Below are 20,402 nucleotides of genomic sequence, written 5' to 3' on the forward strand. Positions count from 1 at the left end.
GATGACAAATTTATTATTATAGAACTGATATATTCACTCACAGTACAATATAGCCAAACAACATAGCAAAGATAATATATCTTTTTCTAGCTTATATCCGTTATCCTTCAAGTTGCCTCTTTGTTGGCTACACTCGCTCACCCCGGTCACATCGTTATCTATGCTCCCGGGGATTCACTCCCTTGCCGTCGCGATCCATCTTGAAATCCATTGGGTATATGAAATCTCTTTTCTGCTCATATTCTCCCCGTCTGACCCTATAATGACATATTATTATAATATTGCGACCACTCGACTCCATGAAGCATCTGCTTTCTCTAATTTTATTGGAAAACAGCACACTTTAAATCCATAAGGTTTAGGAATACTGGTTAAATTACAAAGCCGTTCTATCTGTAAATAAGGGTGATCCCGCCCGATAAAATGAGATGGCCATAAGCAATCTTTATTCCCCGTTTTTTTATAATCGTTAATCATCTCTATGAATGGCCGATCAAAGCTAAATGCATCTGTCCCAATAATCTTTACCCCTTGCTCTACTAACCATTGAACAGCACTGCTTTCAATCGCTTTATAGTGAGTAAAATAGGATTTTTCCCCCAGGAGTTTATCCGCTCCAGTATTGATCAGGACAATATCATTTTCTTTTATTTTATAATTAATTTTCTTTAATTGGTTTTCTACCGCCTGTTTATCAATTGATTGATTATCATGACTAAAATCAAGTAATACACCGTGGCTATAAAACCAATCCAAAGGAATATCAGTAATTGTTGCTGGCTGATCTTGCCCTTTATGCCACCCATAGTGATAGGGAGCATCAATATGCGTTCCAGTATGCGTGGTCAATCGATAATACATCAGTGATAATCCCATACCATCAGGAAAATCATTGTGATCAATGATCCACTTTTTGCGTTTAAACAGTTTTACAAAGGCTCTTTTCCACCATGAATGGGTATGGAAATATAAATAACTTTCACCTAATTTATTAGCGCCCTCTTTATGATCAACGACTCCTCTAGTTACTTTCTCAGGTTCCCAAAAATCACAATCTATAGGAACACTTAAGTCAATAATATTACTCATCTTTGTTCCTTATAATCTCGAAATAGTTTATTTCCTTGATATTTGGTGTAGAAATTACCTTCTTTTGAGATAATGCACAAACAAATTGCTGATGATGAATCAATAATGTGCTCGCCTCTAATTCTTTCATATCTTTAACAGAATCAGAGTTATTAGCCAATAATTTCTCATGTAAAGTCGAAGCAAATAATTTAATATATGCTTCAAGTCTAACCCAACAGTATAATGACATTAAGTGATAATAGTTTTTAAATCCGGGACTCACTCCTGATAGTTGTTTTAACATTATACCTTTTATATATTCCAACTCCTTATCCTTAATAAAACGTTCAATAATTTCAGAAAATTTTATCTTAGAAGGAGTGACTTCAATATCAACACCTATTTCTCTTGAGCTAAACCCGATGGCGCAATAGTTTCCTGATGCACTCAGAGAAAAATAATATTTGAAGTCTTGCTCCGTGGATATATAAGGTTTACCGTTATCATTCGTTATGATTTCATAATCAGATAAATATTGATTTAAAACATAACGTAACGCAGCTCGTCTAAATATAAATTTTTTTCTTCTATCCGCTAAACAAATTTGGTTATGGCGAACGATATCAGACCGGTGAATTAACTGTTCAATAGAAGATAAATCAATATCGTCGATTTTTATAATCCAAAGATCAGAAAAATCAGATGATAAAGAAATATCGTCCATGATTAGTAATTACCTAATCCACCACACACATTAAGTGCTTGAGCGGTTACAGCCCCGGCAAGAGGAGATGCAAGATAAGCAACCATTTCTGCCACTTCATTAGGTTCAACATATCTTCCAATAGGAACACGCTCTTCTACTCTTCTTTTCGCTTCTGCTATATCAGTGCCCCAAATTTTGGCGTAATGTTCTCTGACACGCTCCGCCATCTCACTCTCAACAAACCCTGGACAAACTGCGTTAACCGTAACACCTGAACCATTACGTGCTAATTCAAGCCCCAAGGATTTAGTCAGGCCAACAACACCATGCTTAGAAGCAGAATAAGGCGTACCATGAATAACACCTTGTTTCCCGCCGGTGGAGGCAATATTGATAATTCTGCCGCCAGATGACATTAATTTTCTTTTCAAAACTTCATGTATAACAAAATAAGTGCCATTTAAATTAACGTTTATGACATTTTGCCAAGTTCGTGGGCTTATTTCAGCAGTAATACCGCCACCAGAAATGCCAGCGCAATTCACAAGCACCGCCAGCTTATTATCTTCAAGCTCTAGTTGGTCAAACGCTTTTTTAACATTTTCATGATTAGAAACATCACAAACTATTTTCTTTGCAAATTGACTACCATATTTATTGCGTAACTTGTCAATTGCGCTATCAAGACGCTCAGGAGTACGCGATAATAATATTGGTTCAAAGCCATCATCAGATAATCTTTCTGTAATTGCGAAACCAATATCTCCTGTCGCGCCGGTAATAAAGGCATATTTCATCTGAACTATTCCTATCGTTATTTATACCCGTCATCTTTCAAGTTGCCTCTTTGTTGGCTGCACTCGCTCACCCCGGTCACATCGTTATCTATGCTACCGGGGATTCACTCCCTTGCCGTCATGATACATCTTGAAATCTATAGGGTATATATTATTGCTATTCACGGAAAAACACGATTACCCCTAACAAGCATTATTCATAAATTAGTGACAGTTTTTGTCAGCATTTACGAAAAATATTAACCTTTTCACGTAAAGAACAATAATATATCGGTGTTACATTTACAATAACTTATAATACCAAAACACTTTATCATGTCACTATACAAATTCATACTTTCTGACTAATCAGAAAATAAAATAAAGGGTCAGCAATAATTCCTGCATTAAAAAATACTAAAAAACAATACGTTATGAATTAAGCATTGGGTTATTTTTTCATGGAGTAACAATTGATAGATGAGACAAAATACAATATAGGAAAACCTGAAAGCTTCTATTACCTATTTCTTAAACAGGCTGATACGCCCAATTAACCCTATTGTTGGCATAGAGTGATGACGAGACATATTCCAAACACGTACTCTTACCTTCAGTAGGTCAGACCGTTTAAAACCGGCGATCTACCAACATTAATCACCGGCTGGCTTATGTGACAATTTAATGTATGCCTGATTCCCCTACAGAATATAACTTTTGGTTATATTAAATATAACCAAGAAATATATTCCAACAGCGTTATTAAAAGGAATTAAATATAAAGATCATAATTTCTCAATATTCTTTATAAGAATAGTTTAGATATTAATTTTATAACAAATAATTCGCTTGTTAATAAAAAACCTTAGCGGATATTTATGATATTCACGCGATTTTTATTATTTTATCTACCACGACAGTCACCATACCTTCGTGATAATTAAATTCGAAATTCCAACCGAGCCGATTCAGCATATTGAATAATTTATCAATCGTGTGGTTTTCCAGCTTCCCATTCATGACCTCGCTAATTCTTGCTTGAGTGGTTCCCAAAAGCTCCGCCGCTTTTACCTGACTTAAACCGCGCTCCTGAATCATCTTGCGGATGATCACCATTAATTGAGCGCGAATATGTTTATCATTTGCTTCGTTAGGATTATTGCTAGATGAAGCATAAGGGTTTTTCGTCACTGTGAATTCCATCATCTCTACCTTAAAATCAGTACCAAAACCGAATAAGCAAGAATCTATATCAAATTTGATATAAACGCAATATCTATCCAAACACGGCACACTCATTCGTAAGGGCCAAGGAAACGCACCCCGTTAAAGTGAATAAGATGGGACGGCGCATCTGCAACCCACACCTCACTCTCCCATGCAATTTCGCCAAGGTAGCGGCTCATAATACTTCGGTTAGGAAAAGCGGTAACGTAGACCAGACCGGCTGTCGATCCAGCAAATAATTCGGCGAGTTCAGCGTGCCGCTTGCCATCAACTGGGCCATGACTAGTAACAGACTCAACCAACAACAACCAATTTTTTGCAGTGTAATGCAGTACCACGTCTGGCATCTTACCGTGTGAATCTACATCAACACCCAACCCAGATAGCAGTACAGAGTCGAAGTAACCCCACTTGTCGCCAGTATCACCAGCGTAGACCAACACACTACCCGGCGCAAAGCGTGGGGCAAAATCCTCGATAATCGCCCGGATCAGCGTGCTATGCTCCCCGGAGCGATCTCAACAGGAATACGATTATGTTCACGCTCTTTGGCATAACGGGCGCTCAACGTTTCCCGCTCGGCCAAATAGGCTGTTAGATTGTCATACCACTCAGGCATACCAAAAGTTCGCAACAAAGCTAAAGTAGCGGGTTCAATCTGGTAAACCGCCTTGGGGCTGTTCACCGCTCGGTCAGGTTTATCTGGATTGTAAAGGGCAATACTCGCATGACAAAACTGATGCATAGTCTGACGGCGAAATGTCTCGCGGGTATTCGGCGCATATTCTTTGTTGTAGAACTCTCGCACCCAGTTCATGATGGGTGTGATGCCCAAAAGCGGGTTTTCCGCAGCAGCCCCAAGGAAGTGATGATCTGGCACGCAGCTTCGATATAGTCGTTTTTGTCGTTCATTAGATTAAGCTCTCTAATTTGGCATCAATCATAGTTTGCGTAAGTTCTCCTTGCTGAATGGCCCACTCGCCAAGTTCAATCAAAGTGTCGCGGCTCGGGTACTTCATCATCTTGAGGTCAGTTGCATTAACCTGAGTATGGCCGTTGAAACGTCGAAAATTTTCATCAACAGCCGTCGTGTTCAAGAACACGGCCAAACCACGGGCCAATCGTTCGGGTAAACCGTGCTTGTTCTCATGGAATAGGTTTAAGTGGTTCTCGAAGCCCAGTACGGGCGCGTCACCAAATGTATCCGGTTCAACCACATTCGCCATGATTCGACGCTTTTCCTCTTTGGACGAAAAACGCCGTACCACACAGTAAAAACCACTTGGGTAAAGCCATTTTTCAGTATTAGTGTTGTGTTCAATAGCGTTGGGCTTTTTCATACCTTCGATGGGCCATCGAGTAACGTTGCTACTGAAATGGCCGGGGTAGAGTAAAGGCACAGTCCCCGGCCCCGGCATGCTGTGCAGGTGCGCTTTCAGACGGAAATCAACCACAGGCCCAGTAGATACCTTGATACCAAGGTCAGCCAGTGTGTAACGGATCGCCGAAGATAGCTCAAGGATGCTTTTCTCCGGCGACGTAGGCACATGGATAAATTGCCCGGGGTCATCCGGGAATATAATCCGATCAAATGGATACTCATGGGTAACAAGATCGGTGAAAGTGTCATCAGTCGAAGTTGATACCGTCACTGGCCCTAGCTGACCACCACACTCAAACCGGATGATGATGTTCTCTTGCAAAACCTCATCATCTTTGAATGCCTTGTTGCGCGATCCAAATAGGTGCATATGTCGGATAGCCGCACGCTCTAAAATGAAATTACGGAACGGGCGGTAATAGAGTCCATTACAGAAGCTGCGCGGGATGATCGCCACGATCTGCCCACCTTGCACCGTCTCAGACACAGCAAGCGCCACAAAGGCCGAATACAGGTTTACTGTCTCGATACCAACACGGCGCAAAGCCAGTCGATGCGCTGAATTACTGTTAATCTTTTTGTAAGGCGGATTGAGGATGGCATGTGTATAACCTTGCTCCTGTTGACCTTCGGTCGTTGCCAGTTCGATATAATCACCCACGATAATACGCGGCGTCACACAACTGTATCCCGCCAAGTGCTGTGCTAGATAGCCACACAAGTTGCCATCAATCTCGTAAGCCGTCACCTCTGCGGACTCAAAATCAAAACCGCCAGTCACCCATCGATCAAGGAAAGCACACGATAATGTCCCCACCCCTGCGCCCGCATCTAACAGGCGGCAGGTTCGCAGAGTACTAGGTGGAAAAAGGGATGTCATAAAACGGGCTACGTTAGCAGGGGTCATGAATTGACCAAGCTCAGCCTTGCGTTTCTTAGTAATCCGGGGAGCAATCTTACGGCGCACACGGTCTGCGGTGTCGAGTTGTTGGAGCATTATCGTATCTGGATAGTGAATTTCGTTCAGTGTAAATGATACGCCACTGAGCAACAACGAAATCTGATTTTACCTCATGTCCTCTGCACTGACTGTTTTAACAGCCATAAAAATAGATAAAACATCCCCTCCCCTTCATGATCAGCATGTTAACCCGATTTTGTTAATTTCTTACTTTCCACAAAACTACCCTCCTACTTTCAGCAACAAATAATAGCGATTCAGCAATTGACTAAAACGGGTGTTAATTTGCATCAGTAATGCCAGCGATACAGTGCCGCTCTTTTTTTGTTCCGCCAGTTGACGCAGCAACTCCTCTAATGGCGGAGTATTCGCCAACGGCTGCCGAATGCCAAACACCATAGACTTCAATTCAGAACCGGTGAGATAACGACCGCGTTTTTCATCCAATGCATCAAGTCGTTCTGTCAGATGTTGCAGGCGTAATTGAGCTAGATGGTAATTTTCCAATGACTGCATCGGCAGTGCCGCCGCCTCACGCTGGTGTAACCATTGATTTTGCATATCCTGTACTGCTTGGCTGGCCGGCCACAATGTACGTAGCTGTTGTAATAACTGAGAACCATAACTCAAAGGCCAAAAGGCTGGCAAAGTGGTTAAATTTGTCAGTTGCGCACGACTCGCATCCAACGTTTTATCCTGTAACTGGCTCAGTAGCGTCGCATTGTCCGATTGGTGTAATTCGGCAAGTTGAGCCGGAAGCAGTGTCTGCGGTAATGGATAGGTCGTTGCCAACAAAGCCTCAGCTAATGGAGACGGTTGTCGCATCTTGTCCACCAGCCAACCGCCTGTCACCACCAACGCACAAAATACAATCCCCGCCACAAAACCGCGCCAAACTTTCCAGCGCGAAGTCGTCAAAACCTGAGCAACTTTGACTTGCGGTTGCACCGACGAGATTGTCTCCTGCACCACATAGATCAGTTGCGGCGGAGGGGGTTCTTCAGGCAGCAAAATAGCATTGCCCCCAACAGACTGCGCCGAAGCGAGAGATACCGGTACCGCGCCCTTTTCCTGTTCCAGACACTCTAATCGCCGGGCGCTGTTGTGAAGCTGTACACGTAGGCTGTCAAGTTTACTCACATGTTTCAGCTCCAGACGTTGAAGCACCTCGCACAGTTGCTCAAGCACCTTTTCCACCCGGTAAATGAGCGGCAAGTCAATATAAGAGAAGACGCAAGTACGCAATACCTGCTGTAAGCGTGCAACCAGCCAAGCGAAAATTTCAATCCGTGCATGCGTCGGCTGAGGCCAGAACTGCGCCCATTGATGGCTCACTAATCCATCAATCAATGCGAATCCTTCATCAATACCGGCTAATCCGGTGCGCTGAGCTCGGGCTAACGTGTACCAAGCGGCACTTTGTAGCTCTACGCCATTTAATCGAAACAACGACAGACAAAGTTGTTCAACTCTGGCCCAATTAACATCAGGTCGAGCCGGATGGTTCAATTTACCGATTTCTTCTTTCAGTGCACTGAATTCCGGCAGTGCACGTGGATCATCCCCGGTATGTATCGTGTTACCGGATGATATTGTAGTCATAACAGTTATCCTTATCAGGCTATTTCAGAGTTAGCCTGATGAAACAGAGGGTTACTCTATATGGCCTTGTTGACGTAAATGGCGGATTAATACCTTCCCTTCCGGGATAAATTCCGTACTAAACCGCACTAATCCTATGTCTTTTAGCTCAGCGTTAATGTCATACCGCAGATGCCCCGGTTCAATTTGCGGTAGTAGCGTGATATAGACTCGTTTCAAACGCGGTTCATAGGTCAACAACGTGTGTTCGATTGTGGCAATCAGACTCTGTGACGACGCGGGCAGCCCTTGCAAAATGACGTTGAAATCGGGCAGACCATAATCCGGTAAATGAGCCAGCGAACCCGCACGACTGCTCAGGATACGTTGCATATTATCCATCACGGATAAAATCACTTGATTTCGTTCATCGATCTGATTGAGATCCAGCCCACCGTTAAAGTTAAACATCAACATTTCGTAAAGCGAAGGTCTTAGCTGTTTCATTGATCACTCCTTCACCGCATTCAGTGTCAGTGTGCCGCTACCCAACTCGATCGTGCGCGGTTTATCTGCATCCAACTCATCACGTCGGATCACTAACCGCCAACTATTATTGGTAGCATCCGGTGTATGAAACAGCCCCACAACCCCAACAAACCGTGCCGCTTTCTCCATCGGCATATCCAGCGACACACTCCCCTTCGGTGCCACTCTGATATCCCGCTGTGTCAGCCGATCCGCCTTCAGCGCTTCACTATCACCTTTCAACAGGTCCGTATAACTGGCACGCTCAAATGCTTTATTGTCTTTAAGCTGATAAACACGTACTACCGTGCTCAACGGGGTTTGCGCGTCGGTGGTGTTAAGCGCACTGCGTGCACTGAAATCCAAACGCAGCGTTTTCACCTGTTTATGGAAAATGGATTGCGTCACGGCTACCGTGCCGTCAGTTACGGTCTGCGTCAGACCACATCCGACTAATCCCTGCAACATCAGACAAACGATGCCGCCCATCATGACGGATTTAACATTGATAACTGCCATTCTCGGCCTCCCTATATTGATAACTCGGTAAGAGCCCTTGATAGTGCCCCAGATTAATTTTCACCATGCCTGAAACCGTTTGTGAGCCCGGTTTCAATCCCAATATGCCTGTTCGACCTAACCGAACGCGTTGTTTCCCTAGTTGCGCCGATGGCAATACCCATTTGGGTAAAGTGAGCTGTAATCGCACGCTGCAACGCCAACCCAGATAAACGCGTAGCAACACCAACAGGTCGGTATGCAGTTCCCCCTGTGGTAACCACCCTTGAGCTTCATCGGTATCTTCGGTATAGAGATCCAGCACCATTTGGCTGTTAACATCCGTCCCGACTTTGCCCAGTACTGGACGTTGAGAAAGCTGAACCGGATGGTGACGAATTAAGCGAGCCGGTTGGGTCAACCGTACTCGTCTGCAATCATGGGGAACCACCTGTACTTGCGTGAGAGGGGCCAATAGCTTAACCAGCGCCATCACCCCTTCGGCTATCCGGGTTGGCAACCGCATGATACTGAGCAGCGCCAGAAAGCGAGAAGCCGGCGTAGCAATATGTTGCTGGCTGCCGGCGATCCCCAAACCAATCAGCCCAAGCAGGCATTGCGAGGTTTGATCTTGACCACTCGGTTCATAAGTCGCGGGATAGGAATATTTACGCCAGATACGGTAATACTGGGTCATCATTCGATGGTTAAAAATATCCAGAAAGTCTGCTACGCCTTCATAGCCTTCACTCAGTTGAACGATATCATTCAGATAAGCCGTCGGCAGCGGTGAATCCACACCATACAAGCCGAGAAACGTCGTGCGTACTGTCGGTGGCTGTTCAGGCTGTTGCTCATCCCACTCCACATTTTTCAGTTCACCGGCAGGAAAGCCCATACCGGGATCAGGCCGGAAACGGATCGGATCATCACCGGGCGACATCGTACTGCCCAACGGCGGGCACCCATCCCGCATACTCTCCAGCAACTGACAGAAGCGATAAAAGTTAAAATCGTAAATATTCGGTGCCAGTTGCTGCATTAACCGGGAATACGCTGATTGTGATTTTCTTGCCATCGCAAACATCTCCCAGAAGGTTGAAGGATCAGTGTCAATTGGTTAAACAGATGAATATCGGTATACAGCGAGAAGAAGCGGTTAAGCAGCTCACCGAACAGGAAAATATCGCCTTCGCCGGCAAAGCCATTGCTGTTCAGCGTAATCTCAATATCAACGCCCCGGAGTAGGAAGCCCTTTTCAAAACGTTCGATCAAAGCGTGTTTCACCCCAACAATGGCATCCAGACAGCGGCAGTTCATCTCATCATTTGTCCAGTTATAAAGCCCTAACGTGCCGCGCAGCACCTCCGGGTTATCCATCATGCTAAGAAAATTAGAACCGAGATGGCTTAATATCCGCCAGTGGAAACGGTCGTTCGCTGGGGGATAACAGGGCAACGTCGGCGAACAGAGATTGCTTACGCGCAGCGTGCCCGCGGCGGAGTGTAGTGTCTGTTCAAGTTGGGTATTACGTAATGCCTGACGAGGTAACTGGCCGTTGGTTCCGGTGATACGCAGTGAAAGGGTTTCATCATCAAGCTCTGGGTCAGTTTCAAACGATTCTCCACCGAGGATCAGCCAGGTATCGTGCAAACCAGAAGGACCTCGACAGACGCGCGTATGAAAATAACGCTCCGGTGCGGAACTACGCATGATGCCGCCCCGATGACGAAAGCTGCTAAACGGTACAAAACGCTGAGCATCACCTCGGCGGGAAGAGGAGACTTCATCCACCGAATAGATTTCGGTATGACCATCCTGAATGCGCATCGGGCGCAGTAGATACTCATTTTGCAGCCGCGAAATGTGCATCGGATCAGCTTCAACACGGAATAAATTGATTACCGGCACGCAATGCAATCGGATATTTTCCGCTGAAAACTTCAATTCATAGGGCCACAATTCACTGAGTACGATATCCAACTCAAACCAAGGCGTACCGGTAGGAATCTCTAACGAATCCAAGCCATTGAGCGCCACAAACATAAATTTTTCACGGAAAGTAAAATATTCCAGTAACAACTGATAACCACTGAACGCGCTCTCCTGTTTCGGCCACAGAACATCATCATTGTCGAACCCCATCGGGGAAAAACAGCCATTCTTAAGGCGAGAGCGCTCTTCCTGACTGGATAAGCGCGCGTAAATCTGTTGAGTCTGTCGGGTCAATGCCAGATGTAAGGCAGCACTCACCGGACGGCCCGCTTTGAGATACAGAGGCAGACGTGCCAAATCCACTTTATCCCACTCGGTCAACTGACCGCAGTCAAAACGCAAACGGATCACTGAACGGCCGTCGGCTTCATTTTGCAACGTCGCAGAGGTGATATGCAGCGGTGTAATCTGTATATCACGGGTAGTCCGGTAATAGCAGCGGGTCTTGCTTGGTCCTACGGGCTGAGATATCACTTCAAACCCTTTGGCGATCACTTCACTTTTTGGCAAGGTCTGATAATCAGGTGCCAATTCAACAATGGAGAGTGAAGGAATAGTGCGTAGATAATGCGGCCACAGCAAACTCACCAACCCTTCCGTCAGTTCCGGCAAATCATCATCAAGTTTCTGACGCATCCGCCCTATCAGGAAAGCGAAGCCTTCAAGCAATCGCTCCACATAAGGATCAAGATCCCGATCGTCACTCAGATTCAGCATAGCTGCCCGGTCCGGGTGCGCCTGCGCAAACTCTTTGCCAGCTTCACGCAGATATTGCATTTCCGCTTCGTAATAGCGGAGAATTAAATCATCCATAGCATCACTCTTAATGGTTAAAATAAAACAAGTTGAGAAGGCATACAGTTGCGCCTCCACCTGATTAAGCAGAGTCAATTAACCGCAAAGCACCGAAGCTCTGACCGGATCAATCGCCACCAATCCAGCCAGCAGCGTCTCCATCCGTTGCGCCATCCTCGCCTTATCATGTTCACTGCGTTGAGCTTTCATGCGCAGTAACTTAAGCAGACATGCTTTCACCTCAAACATCAGTTCCGGCTCCCATTCGCCAAGATTGAATTGCTCATCGGCATCAAGCTCAGTCAACAAATGCAACGCCATTTCATTTTTGCCGTATTGCTCAGCCACCCGCGCCATCAGCAAGCGCTGTAACCAGCGGTGACGGGCTCCATTAATACCGGGCAATTGCCCCAACCAACGCAACGCCGCATCAATGCCTTCGCTGTCCGCCAGTTGCAGCGCCTCCGCTTCCAGCGCCAAAACGTCATCATCATGTCGAGGTTGCGCCGGCAAATGCTCAAACTGCCAATCTGACTGATTGTCATGCACCTGTTGGGCTATCCAACTGGTTGTCACCTCATCAGCAAAGGGCGTCCCATCGTTATAGGCCATACTCTCCAGCCCCGGCAGCCGCTCAAGCAGTATTCTCAGATCGTGTTTCATGATGTCCGCCCAACCTTCGTAAGGGCAGCCCAATCGGCTTAATGCCTGACAGAGGTACCATTGCAAATCCAGCCAAAAATGATTCACCCCTTCGGCAAACATGCGCTCGGCCTGTTCCAATAACTCATGCCAGTTCTGTTGCCGGTAGAGCCGCTTTAACTGAGCGCGAGATTCAGTGCGGGGAGGCACCAGACGGGTACGCTCATCAGCATCCTGTGGTGGTAGCTGATGGACGGTATCCCAACGGATACTACGTATCAGCCGGGCAGAAGAGAGCCAGCCCTGAGGTTGATCACTCAGATAACGCACCAGTTCACGCGCCTGATCCAGCAGATCACGCCCAGATTGCACCTGACGCCATACCGGTGACTTACCCGATGCTGATGCCTTGCTCTGTCCCGCCGATGGCAGTACCGGAGCGGCAGTTTGTGGCACTACCGCACTCACGCCACCGGACTGAGCTAATCGGTTCTCCAGTGTTCTTACCAGCCCGACCAAGCTTGGACGAGATTCTTCATCCCAAGAGGAAAATGACTGTTCCAGTAACACCAACGCGGCCAGAATGTGGTCAAAATCGGTCCGATTTACCTCTGGATAGCGTGATAAACTGTCCCGCATTTTTACACCTGTCAGCCACTCCAGCGCCGCTTTCCGGCTGCTAGCCCGACTGGGTAACAGGGCTTCACCAAACCGATCCGCCATTCCGGCTAATAGCGCCAACCCTTCTGCCAGACCACGTTCCCCCTCACAATGCAGACGAGCCCACACATAGTAGGTCGCCACGCGGACATCTTTGCATTTGGTGGTTAACAACTTCTCCGCCAGTTGACAAATCAGGGAAGTATCAACGCCACTGATTTTATTAACCTCCTCCCGCATACACTGAAAATCGTCTTCATAGACCGGATCATTACCTGTAGGCGCATCGGTACTAATGGGTAACAACCAGTTTTCCCACCGCGCCGCGTTCTGCCGTGCTTCCGCAAGGACATCACGTTCAACAAAACAACTCTCAATTAGCTGTTGCAGCATCTTTATATTCTCCTTTGACGCTGAATATCTCTGTCAGCCACTGGAATTCTGCTCATTAATAAAGAGACAGAAATAGCTTCACCATCGCTATTGAGCTGATTGCTCAAGCGAATAACACTGTTAAACATCATGATCCCTATACCCGTTATCTTTCAAATTGCCTCTTTGTTGGCTGCGCTCGTTCACCCCGGTCACATAGTTATCTATGCACCCGGGGATTCTCTCCCTTGCCGTCGCGATGCATCTTGAAATCCATAGGGTATATATTATTAAGAATAAATTTTTCACATTTAGAACGTGATAATATTATCGTTCGGATTATCCAATGCGGCCTGTGAAAGCCGCTTGATGACTTTTATCAGATCGCCTCTTTCAACAAATTTCTTTGAAAATACAATGTCGATTTTTTTATTTAAATTAATAGCAATCAGCACACTGTTTTCGCGCTCCTCCACCCTATTAATACAGCAATAAGGCAAGAAAATAGTTTTACTCAACGCGGTTGGCGTTAATAAAAAGCCTCCTTCTGTCTCGGCAAAGAAATAACGACCTTCTGTTTTCCGATATGAAACGTAATGCATGATGGTCATCATCATACAAATACTAATCGCGCCATTAATTAACATCACCAGCGTTATGCCACTAAAAATACACGCCTTTTTCCAATACCTGTCCCGAACAAAATACACAGCAGAATCGGGAACAGTATTATCACCTTGATATTCAGAGAATGGCGATAGTGTAACTCTTTGAATTAACAACAAACAGCCAATAAAATAAACCGCGCCAAATGGAAAGAGACAAGATGCAATAAACGAACTAATTTTTGCATACTTTGGCACTTTGAGAATCACAAACAGATTAACCACCTCCAGCAAAATAAAAATTAGCATCAAAGCATTAACCATTGATGATTTATCAACAAGAGTTTGCTCTCTATAAGAGAGATCAGAATAGTCAACACCCAATACTCTTATAGCAGCCAGAAAAACGAAATAGGTTAATACATTAATAGCTAAACCTATCCAAACTATTTTATAGATCTTATTCACAAAAAAACCTTAATTTACACAAAATTACATATCAATCGCATAAAAATAGATAAAACTTTACATTGGATAATTCGTTACTGAATTTTCCAAAGGTAAGCAATCTCTTAATATCTCGATAACTCAGTATAGATAATCTTAAGAACTTCCCATACACGTTCTCTTTAATTTTCCTCTTCTGCTTTGTTACTTAAATCAGTAATAGTAGAAATAGCTGGAGTAACAGCTCTTATCCGGTAAAACTCTTTCACTCTCTTTACCAGATTTCCCTGCCGGAGAATTAGCCTTCATTTCCTTTAACCTTTTCATCGTAAATTGATAAAGGTTAATTTCCGTAGGATAAGAAAAACCTAATACCGTGAAAATCTTCTCAGCCAGCCTGAATGTTGGTTTAGGGTTTCTCATACAGGAAAAATAGATTAACGGTGAAAGGACAATTGCCATCAAACCACAGAATGAAGCGATACATTTTATATAACCAAGAATATCTTCTCCGTTTTGTTCATCAAAAAGACTCGGTATCATAAATATAAAAAATAACAGTAAAGAAACATACCAAGCACCGCGTGCCTGGTATTTGGCATTTGAATGAATTCCCTGTCTACAACGCGGCGTCATAGAAACCACCCTTAATTCAGGATGAGCAATAGCATAAACCACATAGTGCCCTTGTTTCTCTATTACCACTAATTCAATATAATCACCCGCTTTGGCTACAGTAAACCCTAACCAGCCGTGGAATGGGATACCATTAATTTTCCCCCGCACAAAATCACAGGTATCACTCTCTCGAACCTTGGTCTGCGAATTATATCCTGGAGTATTTCCTGCCAACGACATTAATAGCCCGCCATACAGCTCCCGTTCCTCCTGACGGGCAAAGGCAACCGGATCATATTCACGATCGGTAAAATAACCAACCACACACAGGGTTTCGAACTCTTCCAATACGCCACTCACTTTGATTAATGGCTTACCCGGCGGTAATTCCGGCGGCGGTGGTTCTTTTGCTAATATGGCATCCAGTTCGGGGATTTTTTCTTTTGTTTTCTCAATCTCTTTTTCTGACTCTTCTTTACTTTCTGGGTGGCTTATTATCCAGTCAAGATTAACCTCAATCCATGTATCAAGGCTGCTCCTCTGCCTTTTGATTTCATCAAAATCAATAGCCTCTTTAAAAGAACGACAGGTACTCATATGCCGCCCTTAATTGCATTAGCAAAACTGTTACGTTGTTCTTCATACAGTTGATTCCTATTTTTAATTACTTGAATCAGTAATAGTAATAATGGCTCAGGATACAAAGCTTATCCGGTAATACTTCTTCACTGTTTTCAGGCGATGGGTTAGCCCTTATCTCCTTAATCCTTTTCTTCGTTAATTTACTAAGACTAACATCCTGTGGATTAGGGAAATCCAGCACTGAGAAAATATCCTGAGCCAGCTTAACTGACGGCCACGGTTTTTTGATGCTGACAAAATATGCATAGAAAGAAAATACGGTTGCCACAGACATAATACATAAGGTTAAAAGATCTGGCCCATCCCAAAAACTGCCCCCGCCTGAAAAAAAGATAGCGCCAAGACAAATAGCTATGATCATAAAAAATACGCAGAAAGTATAAAAAACTTCATCCCATGCTTTTGACCGGGTTCCTTTATTACAACACGGCGTGATAGAAATCGTTCTGCGTTCAGGGTTTGTTAATGCATAGACGACATAATATTCCCCCTGATCGGTCACCGCTAATTCAACATAATCACCTGCTTTGACTGTCGTCAACCCTATCCAACCATGAAAAGGGATACCATTGATTTTGCCCTGCACAAAATGACATATTTCACTCAATCGCACATCAGTCCGCAAATTCACCGCAGCCTGAGAACTATTTCCCAACATCGCCAGCAATAATGCACCAAATTGCCTATTCTCCTCCCGGCGGGCAAATTCTTCCGGGTCATATTCGCGATCAGAAAAATAGCCTTTGACACAGAGTGTTTCCCACTCTTCCAACACACCACTCACTTTGATTAATGGTTTACGCGGGGGCAATTCCGGCGATGGCGGTTCTTTTGCTAATATTGCATCCAGTTCTGGGATTTTGGCTTGAAGCTCCTCTATCGCTTTTTCTACCTCCTCTCTATCCTCAGGACGACGCTGAATTCTTTCCCGTTTAACCTTTACCAATATATCAATATCTTTTCTTTGATCTTTTACTTCATCAAAGTCAATAGCACCTTTTAACATCTGACAAGTATTCATGAGATATCCTTAATTACATCAGCAAAACTTTTACTTTGTTCTTCATACAACTTATCTTTCTGTGATTCAGGGGAAATCCATTGTGTGGCTTCCAAGCCCTTCACTGGCTCTAACCCAAAAACACAACTCCGGCACCATTTTTGTAAATCATTATCAACATATAATGAAATCAGCCACTCAAGAATAAGAATCCCAAGCATGACTTGCCAGCTAGCCAGAAAACCAACAACCCTGCCGGCAGCCAAAGACCCCAACATTTTTAATGTAGTTTCTAAAACCCCCCTCTCTATCAGTTTTCTCTCTAGCAATACTTCTAACAACCCGCTGGACGCTTTTAGCATTGCGCCAACATCAGCCCCAATTTTGCAGACGATTAATCCAAAATACTGCCAACGCCGTCTGCCATGCCATTCAGATACAAAATCACTGATATCTACCCCCAGATTTAATGCAGAAGCGAGCGTGCCTGCACTCGACCCTATAAATTTAATGGTGTCGGTAGCAGCCATATTTTTTATGCCGTGCTTCACCATCGGCTCCACAATCTCCATTGCCGTACTCAGTGTACTTAAAAACGCGGCGGTCACCTGGGCGTGGCTCTTGGTATCCCCTTTACTCTCTTTTCGCTGATTGGCATACTCCAGCCCATTAAAAAATAAGACTAATAACTTAATCCGGGATTTTTTTAATACCGGCTCTCCTTCGGCGCTTTGAGCAAATTCTTTAAACCTATCGTTATAACTATTTCTCGTTTCAAGACGAGCCTCTGCTCCCGGTCTCTTAAGTCTCTCCAATACCTGTTGCCGAAATGCATTACCCTCTTTAAGCTGTGATACCGATAAATCAACCGCCTGATCAAAAGACACACCTGAAATCACCGAGAATAGCCCCTTACTCAGCATTTCATTGGTGCTATTCAGCACTTTTCCTAAACGGGTAAAATTAAAGAACCGGTCACCCAGCGTGACCAGCCGCCGGTCACTGTGCAACATCGCCCGGGCAAAGGTACTGTCGGATTTTGGCGGCTTTTCCAGTGCTTCATTCGCTTTATCGTAGGCTTCAACCAGTTTTCCGCTCAGTGTCGTTACCGTCTTCATAAACACTGAGATGTCGGCTGGTTTTTCATTCCCCTTATTCAGCTTCATCTTCTGTAAAAACCCGTCCATCTCTTTCATCACTTCCGGGTTATTCAGCAATAACGAGCGCCAGACAATATTTCCCGGCGATAGCGCAGAATATTCGTCAATTAAGGCATCTAAATATGCACAGCCCGTTTCGGTCACATTCAGCGAAGCGATGGCATAATCCACCGCCTCACGATAATTGAGGTTGTCCTCCAGCCGGGTGGAATGAAAATCCTGACAGCAGGTGATAAACCCACTCTGTTTCAGCCAACTCACCCTCAACTGAGCCAGTTGTTCCAGCGCTTTCGCCACGTCGGTGCAAAGATCGGCATAACATTGGTTAAATGCCTGTCGCTTAGCCAGATTCAGCTCTGCGGTATATTTTTTCCAATCGTGGGCAAAGGTTTTCTTATCCGATTCGATGGCGTGACGAATTGAATCCTCTCTGCGTTTTTCCCACTCCTGAATTGACAAACCCGTAGAAGCCGCCAAAATGGCATCCTTTTTTTTATCCGGCTTTTTGAAATGTGTGGCGTGCATTTGACGTAACTGATTTTCCACCCCATTCAATGAACTGTCGGTCATAAATTCGATCGACAACTCATCCAAAAAGGTTTTATGCACCCCGGCAATATCATCACTCCAGCCCGCTAATTCATGCGCTATCCCTATCGGATCATGCAACGCGATTAACACCGGCGATACCGGCGTGCCATCTGCGGCCAAGCCCCGCTTTTGCATCGCCCTGACCGTAATGTCCGCACATCCCGCTCGCTTGCTACTCCACGGATACAAGGTGCTCTTCGGTCTCAACGCACCGTGATAAACTTCGTAGTAGGGTGCCTCTTCTAATGTCCGACTGATACGCGACACTTTCCGGTTGCAAGGCAGAACATATTTGCCGGAATCATTGTCACCCAGACCGTAATCGATGACGGTATTCAGGTTTTCTATCGTCGCCTGAGCAATCCCGACCCCTTCCGGCACCCCGCGCCACTGCCACGGTTTCACGCACTGCATCCGCTTTTCCCGCGCTGCGCGGTTGTTGTGATAATACTTGATGGTCTCCTGGCTCCACGCTGAGGGTGTGAAAGCCAGCCAAGTTTCCGTATACAAGGCCATATCCTGGAGTACGATAAATTCCATATTGGCGCTCAAATGGGTCGGCGCACGACAATCTGAGGTTTTCTGAGGAGAGACACCAAAAGGCGCACTAAACTGTTGCCACAATGCCCCATCCTCGCTAACGCTCCAGGCATCCCAACTCTCCGGTTCATCTAATCCAGCATTAGTATAATAAACATACAAGAACCCTTGCCGTAAGGCACGCAACGCATAATGGTAGCCCGGCGCAGAAGGCACCGACGTTTCGGCCCACGCAGGTAAGGTTTCCGAAACATCATCAGGCACCACGGTATAACGCACCGGCAACAGTGCCGGCCCGGTGGATTCACATGTCCAACATAATGATTGATTCATCACAAAATCTCCTGTCCTTCCGGGGGAAAACAGGCACCGCAATCATACCGATGCCTGTTAGATTCAAAGTGGCTGGTATAACCGCCAGCCCGTCAACCCATTACGCCTGACTGCGCTCATTCCACGCATCAGAGTGAATGATGTTGCCGTCTTTGTACGTCCAGGTGATTTTTTCGTAACGAAGTTCGACACGTTCCAAATGGTTGTGCTTCTCTTTGGTCGGATCTTTGATGTCATGCATCAACGGTGCCACTTTCACCACCTTCACGTTGTTCAGATGAGTGATGAAATAGACCTTCTCCTGACCAGCATCATCAATTTGGTACCATTTGAATTCCGCCGATTTCAGGGTCTGACCCGTTGTCACCGCTTTATACAGATACGGGCTAGACGCATCGACCTCTTTAGTAAACACCAGCGGCGCATGCACACGGGTGCCGGTCAGCTTGCCAGTATTGTTATCCGTCGGGATATGTAGCGCATGTTCCAGCGCCACCACCTCAATACTGCCTTCCCGGTTGTGTACATCCACCGAACCTTTAATGTCGGCACCGCCGTCATCTTTCAACCATAAATACGCAGGGATTGCCATACCCATGACTCCTCTATTATTGAATGGGTAATATCACCAATATCGGTGACGTGATTAAAACCCCAACCGAATACATTCTCGGTTTTCATCCCTGGTAAATCCGGGGAACAGTCAATCGATGCCGGTATTTCCTGACTCAACAGTTAACCGGGAGAAGAATAATCATATAGCCAGGCACATGTGTTCGAATTAATCGATCCATTAACTGCATACACGGTTACTGAATAATTCAATCCTCCCTGCGGGTGCATATTAAAATCAAGTCTTTTTTTGTCAAACAGCACAAAATGTTTAATGTCAACGGCAAAGTTCATCATATTTAAACCAAACATAAACAGAATATCATTTGTTTATATAAAAAGATCGCATTGATTTAAATAATATGATAGCAACTCATCATACTGATATTTACATTTCTCAAAACCATAACAATAAAATATACTTTTACTCTATTTTCAATACGTTATCCAATATACAAATACGTCAAGGCATTATTATTCCATCCACACCATGATTAATATTCATTATCATCAATACGTTACAGACACGTAAAAAAGAATGATTCTCAGTTATATTATGCGAATGAGAATAGATTGCATTATTTAAAATAATCTCATCGATAATAGCCTCACCCTGATTCAGGTCAGCTATTATCCTGCCTCAGAATAAAGCATTACAGAT

At 44.8% G+C, this 20,402-nt stretch carries 21 protein-coding genes; all 21 read right to left on the minus strand.

The features are described from left to right. Positions 1 to 273 precede the first annotated feature (273 nt). Positions 274 to 1,089 carry a cyclase family protein gene (locus AACQ38_RS00475; protein WP_165577158.1) on the minus strand — a complete coding sequence of 272 codons (816 nt, stop codon included), beginning with the start codon at positions 1,087 to 1,089 and terminating at the stop codon, positions 274 to 276. After that, positions 1,082 to 1,795, minus strand: coding sequence for a 4'-phosphopantetheinyl transferase family protein (locus AACQ38_RS00480; protein WP_011148297.1), 714 nt, complete (start codon positions 1,793 to 1,795; stop codon positions 1,082 to 1,084). Before AACQ38_RS00480 ends, AACQ38_RS00475 begins: the two co-directional genes overlap by 8 nt. 2 nt (positions 1,796 to 1,797) lie before the next feature. Next, on the minus strand, positions 1,798 to 2,574 hold the full coding sequence (locus tag AACQ38_RS00485; RefSeq protein ID WP_165577159.1) for an SDR family oxidoreductase: 777 nt from the start codon (positions 2,572 to 2,574) through the stop codon (positions 1,798 to 1,800). Positions 2,575 to 3,438: 864 nt separating this feature from the next. Then, the gene (locus AACQ38_RS00490) at positions 3,439 to 3,756 is read right to left on the minus strand and encodes a helix-turn-helix domain-containing protein (RefSeq protein ID WP_207631744.1); all 318 of its coding nucleotides are present in this window, start codon (positions 3,754 to 3,756) and stop codon (positions 3,439 to 3,441) included. 92 nt (positions 3,757 to 3,848) lie between these two features. Further along, on the minus strand, positions 3,849 to 4,274 hold the full coding sequence (locus tag AACQ38_RS00495) for a BsuBI/PstI family type II restriction endonuclease (RefSeq protein WP_242685495.1): 426 nt from the start codon (positions 4,272 to 4,274) through the stop codon (positions 3,849 to 3,851). Next, entirely contained in the window at positions 4,271 to 4,597 is a 327-nt protein-coding gene (locus AACQ38_RS00500) for a hypothetical protein (RefSeq protein ID WP_242685496.1), read from the minus strand. Before AACQ38_RS00500 ends, AACQ38_RS00495 begins: the two co-directional genes overlap by 4 nt. Positions 4,598 to 4,691: 94 nt before the next feature. Continuing rightward, the gene (locus AACQ38_RS00505) at positions 4,692 to 6,158 is read right to left on the minus strand and encodes an Eco57I restriction-modification methylase domain-containing protein (protein WP_165577161.1); all 1,467 of its coding nucleotides are present in this window, start codon (positions 6,156 to 6,158) and stop codon (positions 4,692 to 4,694) included. A 186-nt stretch (positions 6,159 to 6,344) separates the two neighbouring features. Further along, a complete protein-coding gene (locus AACQ38_RS00510) occupies positions 6,345 to 7,724 on the minus strand; it encodes a VasL domain-containing protein (RefSeq protein ID WP_165577162.1) in 1,380 nt (459 codons plus the stop codon). A 51-nt stretch (positions 7,725 to 7,775) separates the two neighbouring features. Next, a complete protein-coding gene (tssE, locus tag AACQ38_RS00515; protein WP_011148303.1) occupies positions 7,776 to 8,210 on the minus strand; it encodes a type VI secretion system baseplate subunit TssE in 435 nt (144 codons plus the stop codon). Between the two features lie 3 nt (positions 8,211 to 8,213). Continuing rightward, on the minus strand, positions 8,214 to 8,750 hold the full coding sequence (gene tssJ, locus AACQ38_RS00520) for a type VI secretion system lipoprotein TssJ (protein WP_165577163.1): 537 nt from the start codon (positions 8,748 to 8,750) through the stop codon (positions 8,214 to 8,216). After that, positions 8,731 to 9,807, minus strand: a complete 1,077-nt coding sequence (tssG, locus tag AACQ38_RS00525; protein WP_165577164.1) for a type VI secretion system baseplate subunit TssG — start codon at positions 9,805 to 9,807, stop codon at positions 8,731 to 8,733. Before tssG ends, tssJ begins: the two co-directional genes overlap by 20 nt. Beyond that, positions 9,771 to 11,537, minus strand: coding sequence for a type VI secretion system baseplate subunit TssF (gene tssF, locus AACQ38_RS00530; protein WP_165577165.1), 1,767 nt, complete (start codon positions 11,535 to 11,537; stop codon positions 9,771 to 9,773). Before tssF ends, tssG begins: the two co-directional genes overlap by 37 nt. A gap of 78 nt (positions 11,538 to 11,615) precedes the next feature. After that, positions 11,616 to 13,214, minus strand: a complete 1,599-nt coding sequence (tssA, locus tag AACQ38_RS00535; RefSeq protein WP_165577166.1) for a type VI secretion system protein TssA — start codon at positions 13,212 to 13,214, stop codon at positions 11,616 to 11,618. Positions 13,215 to 13,216: 2 nt separating this feature from the next. Beyond that, positions 13,217 to 13,342: a hypothetical protein gene (locus tag AACQ38_RS00540; protein ID WP_278249213.1), complete on the minus strand. Its 126-nt coding sequence runs from the start codon at positions 13,340 to 13,342 to the stop codon at positions 13,217 to 13,219. Beyond that, complete coding sequence (locus AACQ38_RS00545; protein ID WP_165577167.1) at positions 13,335 to 13,502, minus strand: hypothetical protein; 168 nt, start codon at positions 13,500 to 13,502, stop codon at positions 13,335 to 13,337. The genes AACQ38_RS00540 and AACQ38_RS00545 overlap by 8 nt, the downstream gene beginning before the upstream one ends. A 2-nt stretch (positions 13,503 to 13,504) precedes the next feature. Beyond that, entirely contained in the window at positions 13,505 to 14,266 is a 762-nt protein-coding gene (locus AACQ38_RS00550; RefSeq protein ID WP_165577168.1) for a hypothetical protein, read from the minus strand. Between the two features lie 192 nt (positions 14,267 to 14,458). After that, on the minus strand, positions 14,459 to 15,460 hold the full coding sequence (locus tag AACQ38_RS00555) for a putative type VI secretion system effector (protein ID WP_165577169.1): 1,002 nt from the start codon (positions 15,458 to 15,460) through the stop codon (positions 14,459 to 14,461). Between the two features lie 76 nt (positions 15,461 to 15,536). After that, positions 15,537 to 16,526 (minus strand): putative type VI secretion system effector, encoded by a 990-nt coding sequence (locus tag AACQ38_RS00560; protein ID WP_165577170.1) that lies wholly within the window; start codon positions 16,524 to 16,526, stop codon positions 15,537 to 15,539. Continuing rightward, a complete protein-coding gene (locus AACQ38_RS00565; RefSeq protein ID WP_165577171.1) occupies positions 16,523 to 19,129 on the minus strand; it encodes a T6SS effector BTH_I2691 family protein in 2,607 nt (868 codons plus the stop codon). The genes AACQ38_RS00560 and AACQ38_RS00565 overlap by 4 nt, the downstream gene beginning before the upstream one ends. Positions 19,130 to 19,229: 100 nt before the next feature. Continuing rightward, positions 19,230 to 19,721 (minus strand): Hcp family type VI secretion system effector, encoded by a 492-nt coding sequence (locus AACQ38_RS00570; protein WP_011148312.1) that lies wholly within the window; start codon positions 19,719 to 19,721, stop codon positions 19,230 to 19,232. Next, a complete protein-coding gene (locus AACQ38_RS00575) occupies positions 19,694 to 19,861 on the minus strand; it encodes a hypothetical protein (protein WP_207631745.1) in 168 nt (55 codons plus the stop codon). Before AACQ38_RS00575 ends, AACQ38_RS00570 begins: the two co-directional genes overlap by 28 nt. Between the last annotated feature and the right edge of the window lie 541 nt (positions 19,862 to 20,402).

Source organism: Photorhabdus sp. RW14-46, assembly GCF_963887965.1.
GTDB lineage: Bacteria > Pseudomonadota > Gammaproteobacteria > Enterobacterales > Enterobacteriaceae > Photorhabdus > Photorhabdus laumondii.

Bases quoted from the DNA above. Each gene is read 5' to 3' on its own strand.
- AACQ38_RS00505 (WP_165577161.1), bottom strand. From the start codon at position 6,158: ATGCTCCAACAACTCGACACCGCAGACCGTGTGCGCCGTAAGATTGCT.
- AACQ38_RS00500 (WP_242685496.1), bottom strand. From the start codon at position 4,597: ATGAACTGGGTGCGAGAGTTCTACAACAAAGAATATGCGCCGAATACC.
- tssJ (WP_165577163.1), bottom strand. From the start codon at position 8,750: ATGGCAGTTATCAATGTTAAATCCGTCATGATGGGCGGCATCGTTTGT.
- tssG (WP_165577164.1), bottom strand. From the start codon at position 9,807: ATGGCAAGAAAATCACAATCAGCGTATTCCCGGTTAATGCAGCAACTG.
- tssA (WP_165577166.1), bottom strand. From the start codon at position 13,214: ATGCTGCAACAGCTAATTGAGAGTTGTTTTGTTGAACGTGATGTCCTT.
- AACQ38_RS00540 (WP_278249213.1), bottom strand. From the start codon at position 13,342: ATGTTTAACAGTGTTATTCGCTTGAGCAATCAGCTCAATAGCGATGGT.
- AACQ38_RS00480 (WP_011148297.1), bottom strand. From the start codon at position 1,795: ATGGACGATATTTCTTTATCATCTGATTTTTCTGATCTTTGGATTATA.
- AACQ38_RS00485 (WP_165577159.1), bottom strand. From the start codon at position 2,574: ATGAAATATGCCTTTATTACCGGCGCGACAGGAGATATTGGTTTCGCA.
- AACQ38_RS00490 (WP_207631744.1), bottom strand. From the start codon at position 3,756: ATGGAATTCACAGTGACGAAAAACCCTTATGCTTCATCTAGCAATAAT.
- AACQ38_RS00555 (WP_165577169.1), bottom strand. From the start codon at position 15,460: ATGAGTACCTGTCGTTCTTTTAAAGAGGCTATTGATTTTGATGAAATC.
- AACQ38_RS00570 (WP_011148312.1), bottom strand. From the start codon at position 19,721: ATGGCAATCCCTGCGTATTTATGGTTGAAAGATGACGGCGGTGCCGAC.
- AACQ38_RS00565 (WP_165577171.1), bottom strand. From the start codon at position 19,129: ATGAATCAATCATTATGTTGGACATGTGAATCCACCGGGCCGGCACTG.
- tssE (WP_011148303.1), bottom strand. From the start codon at position 8,210: ATGAAACAGCTAAGACCTTCGCTTTACGAAATGTTGATGTTTAACTTT.
- AACQ38_RS00510 (WP_165577162.1), bottom strand. From the start codon at position 7,724: ATGACTACAATATCATCCGGTAACACGATACATACCGGGGATGATCCA.
- AACQ38_RS00560 (WP_165577170.1), bottom strand. From the start codon at position 16,526: ATGAATACTTGTCAGATGTTAAAAGGTGCTATTGACTTTGATGAAGTA.
- tssF (WP_165577165.1), bottom strand. From the start codon at position 11,537: ATGGATGATTTAATTCTCCGCTATTACGAAGCGGAAATGCAATATCTG.
- AACQ38_RS00475 (WP_165577158.1), bottom strand. From the start codon at position 1,089: ATGAGTAATATTATTGACTTAAGTGTTCCTATAGATTGTGATTTTTGG.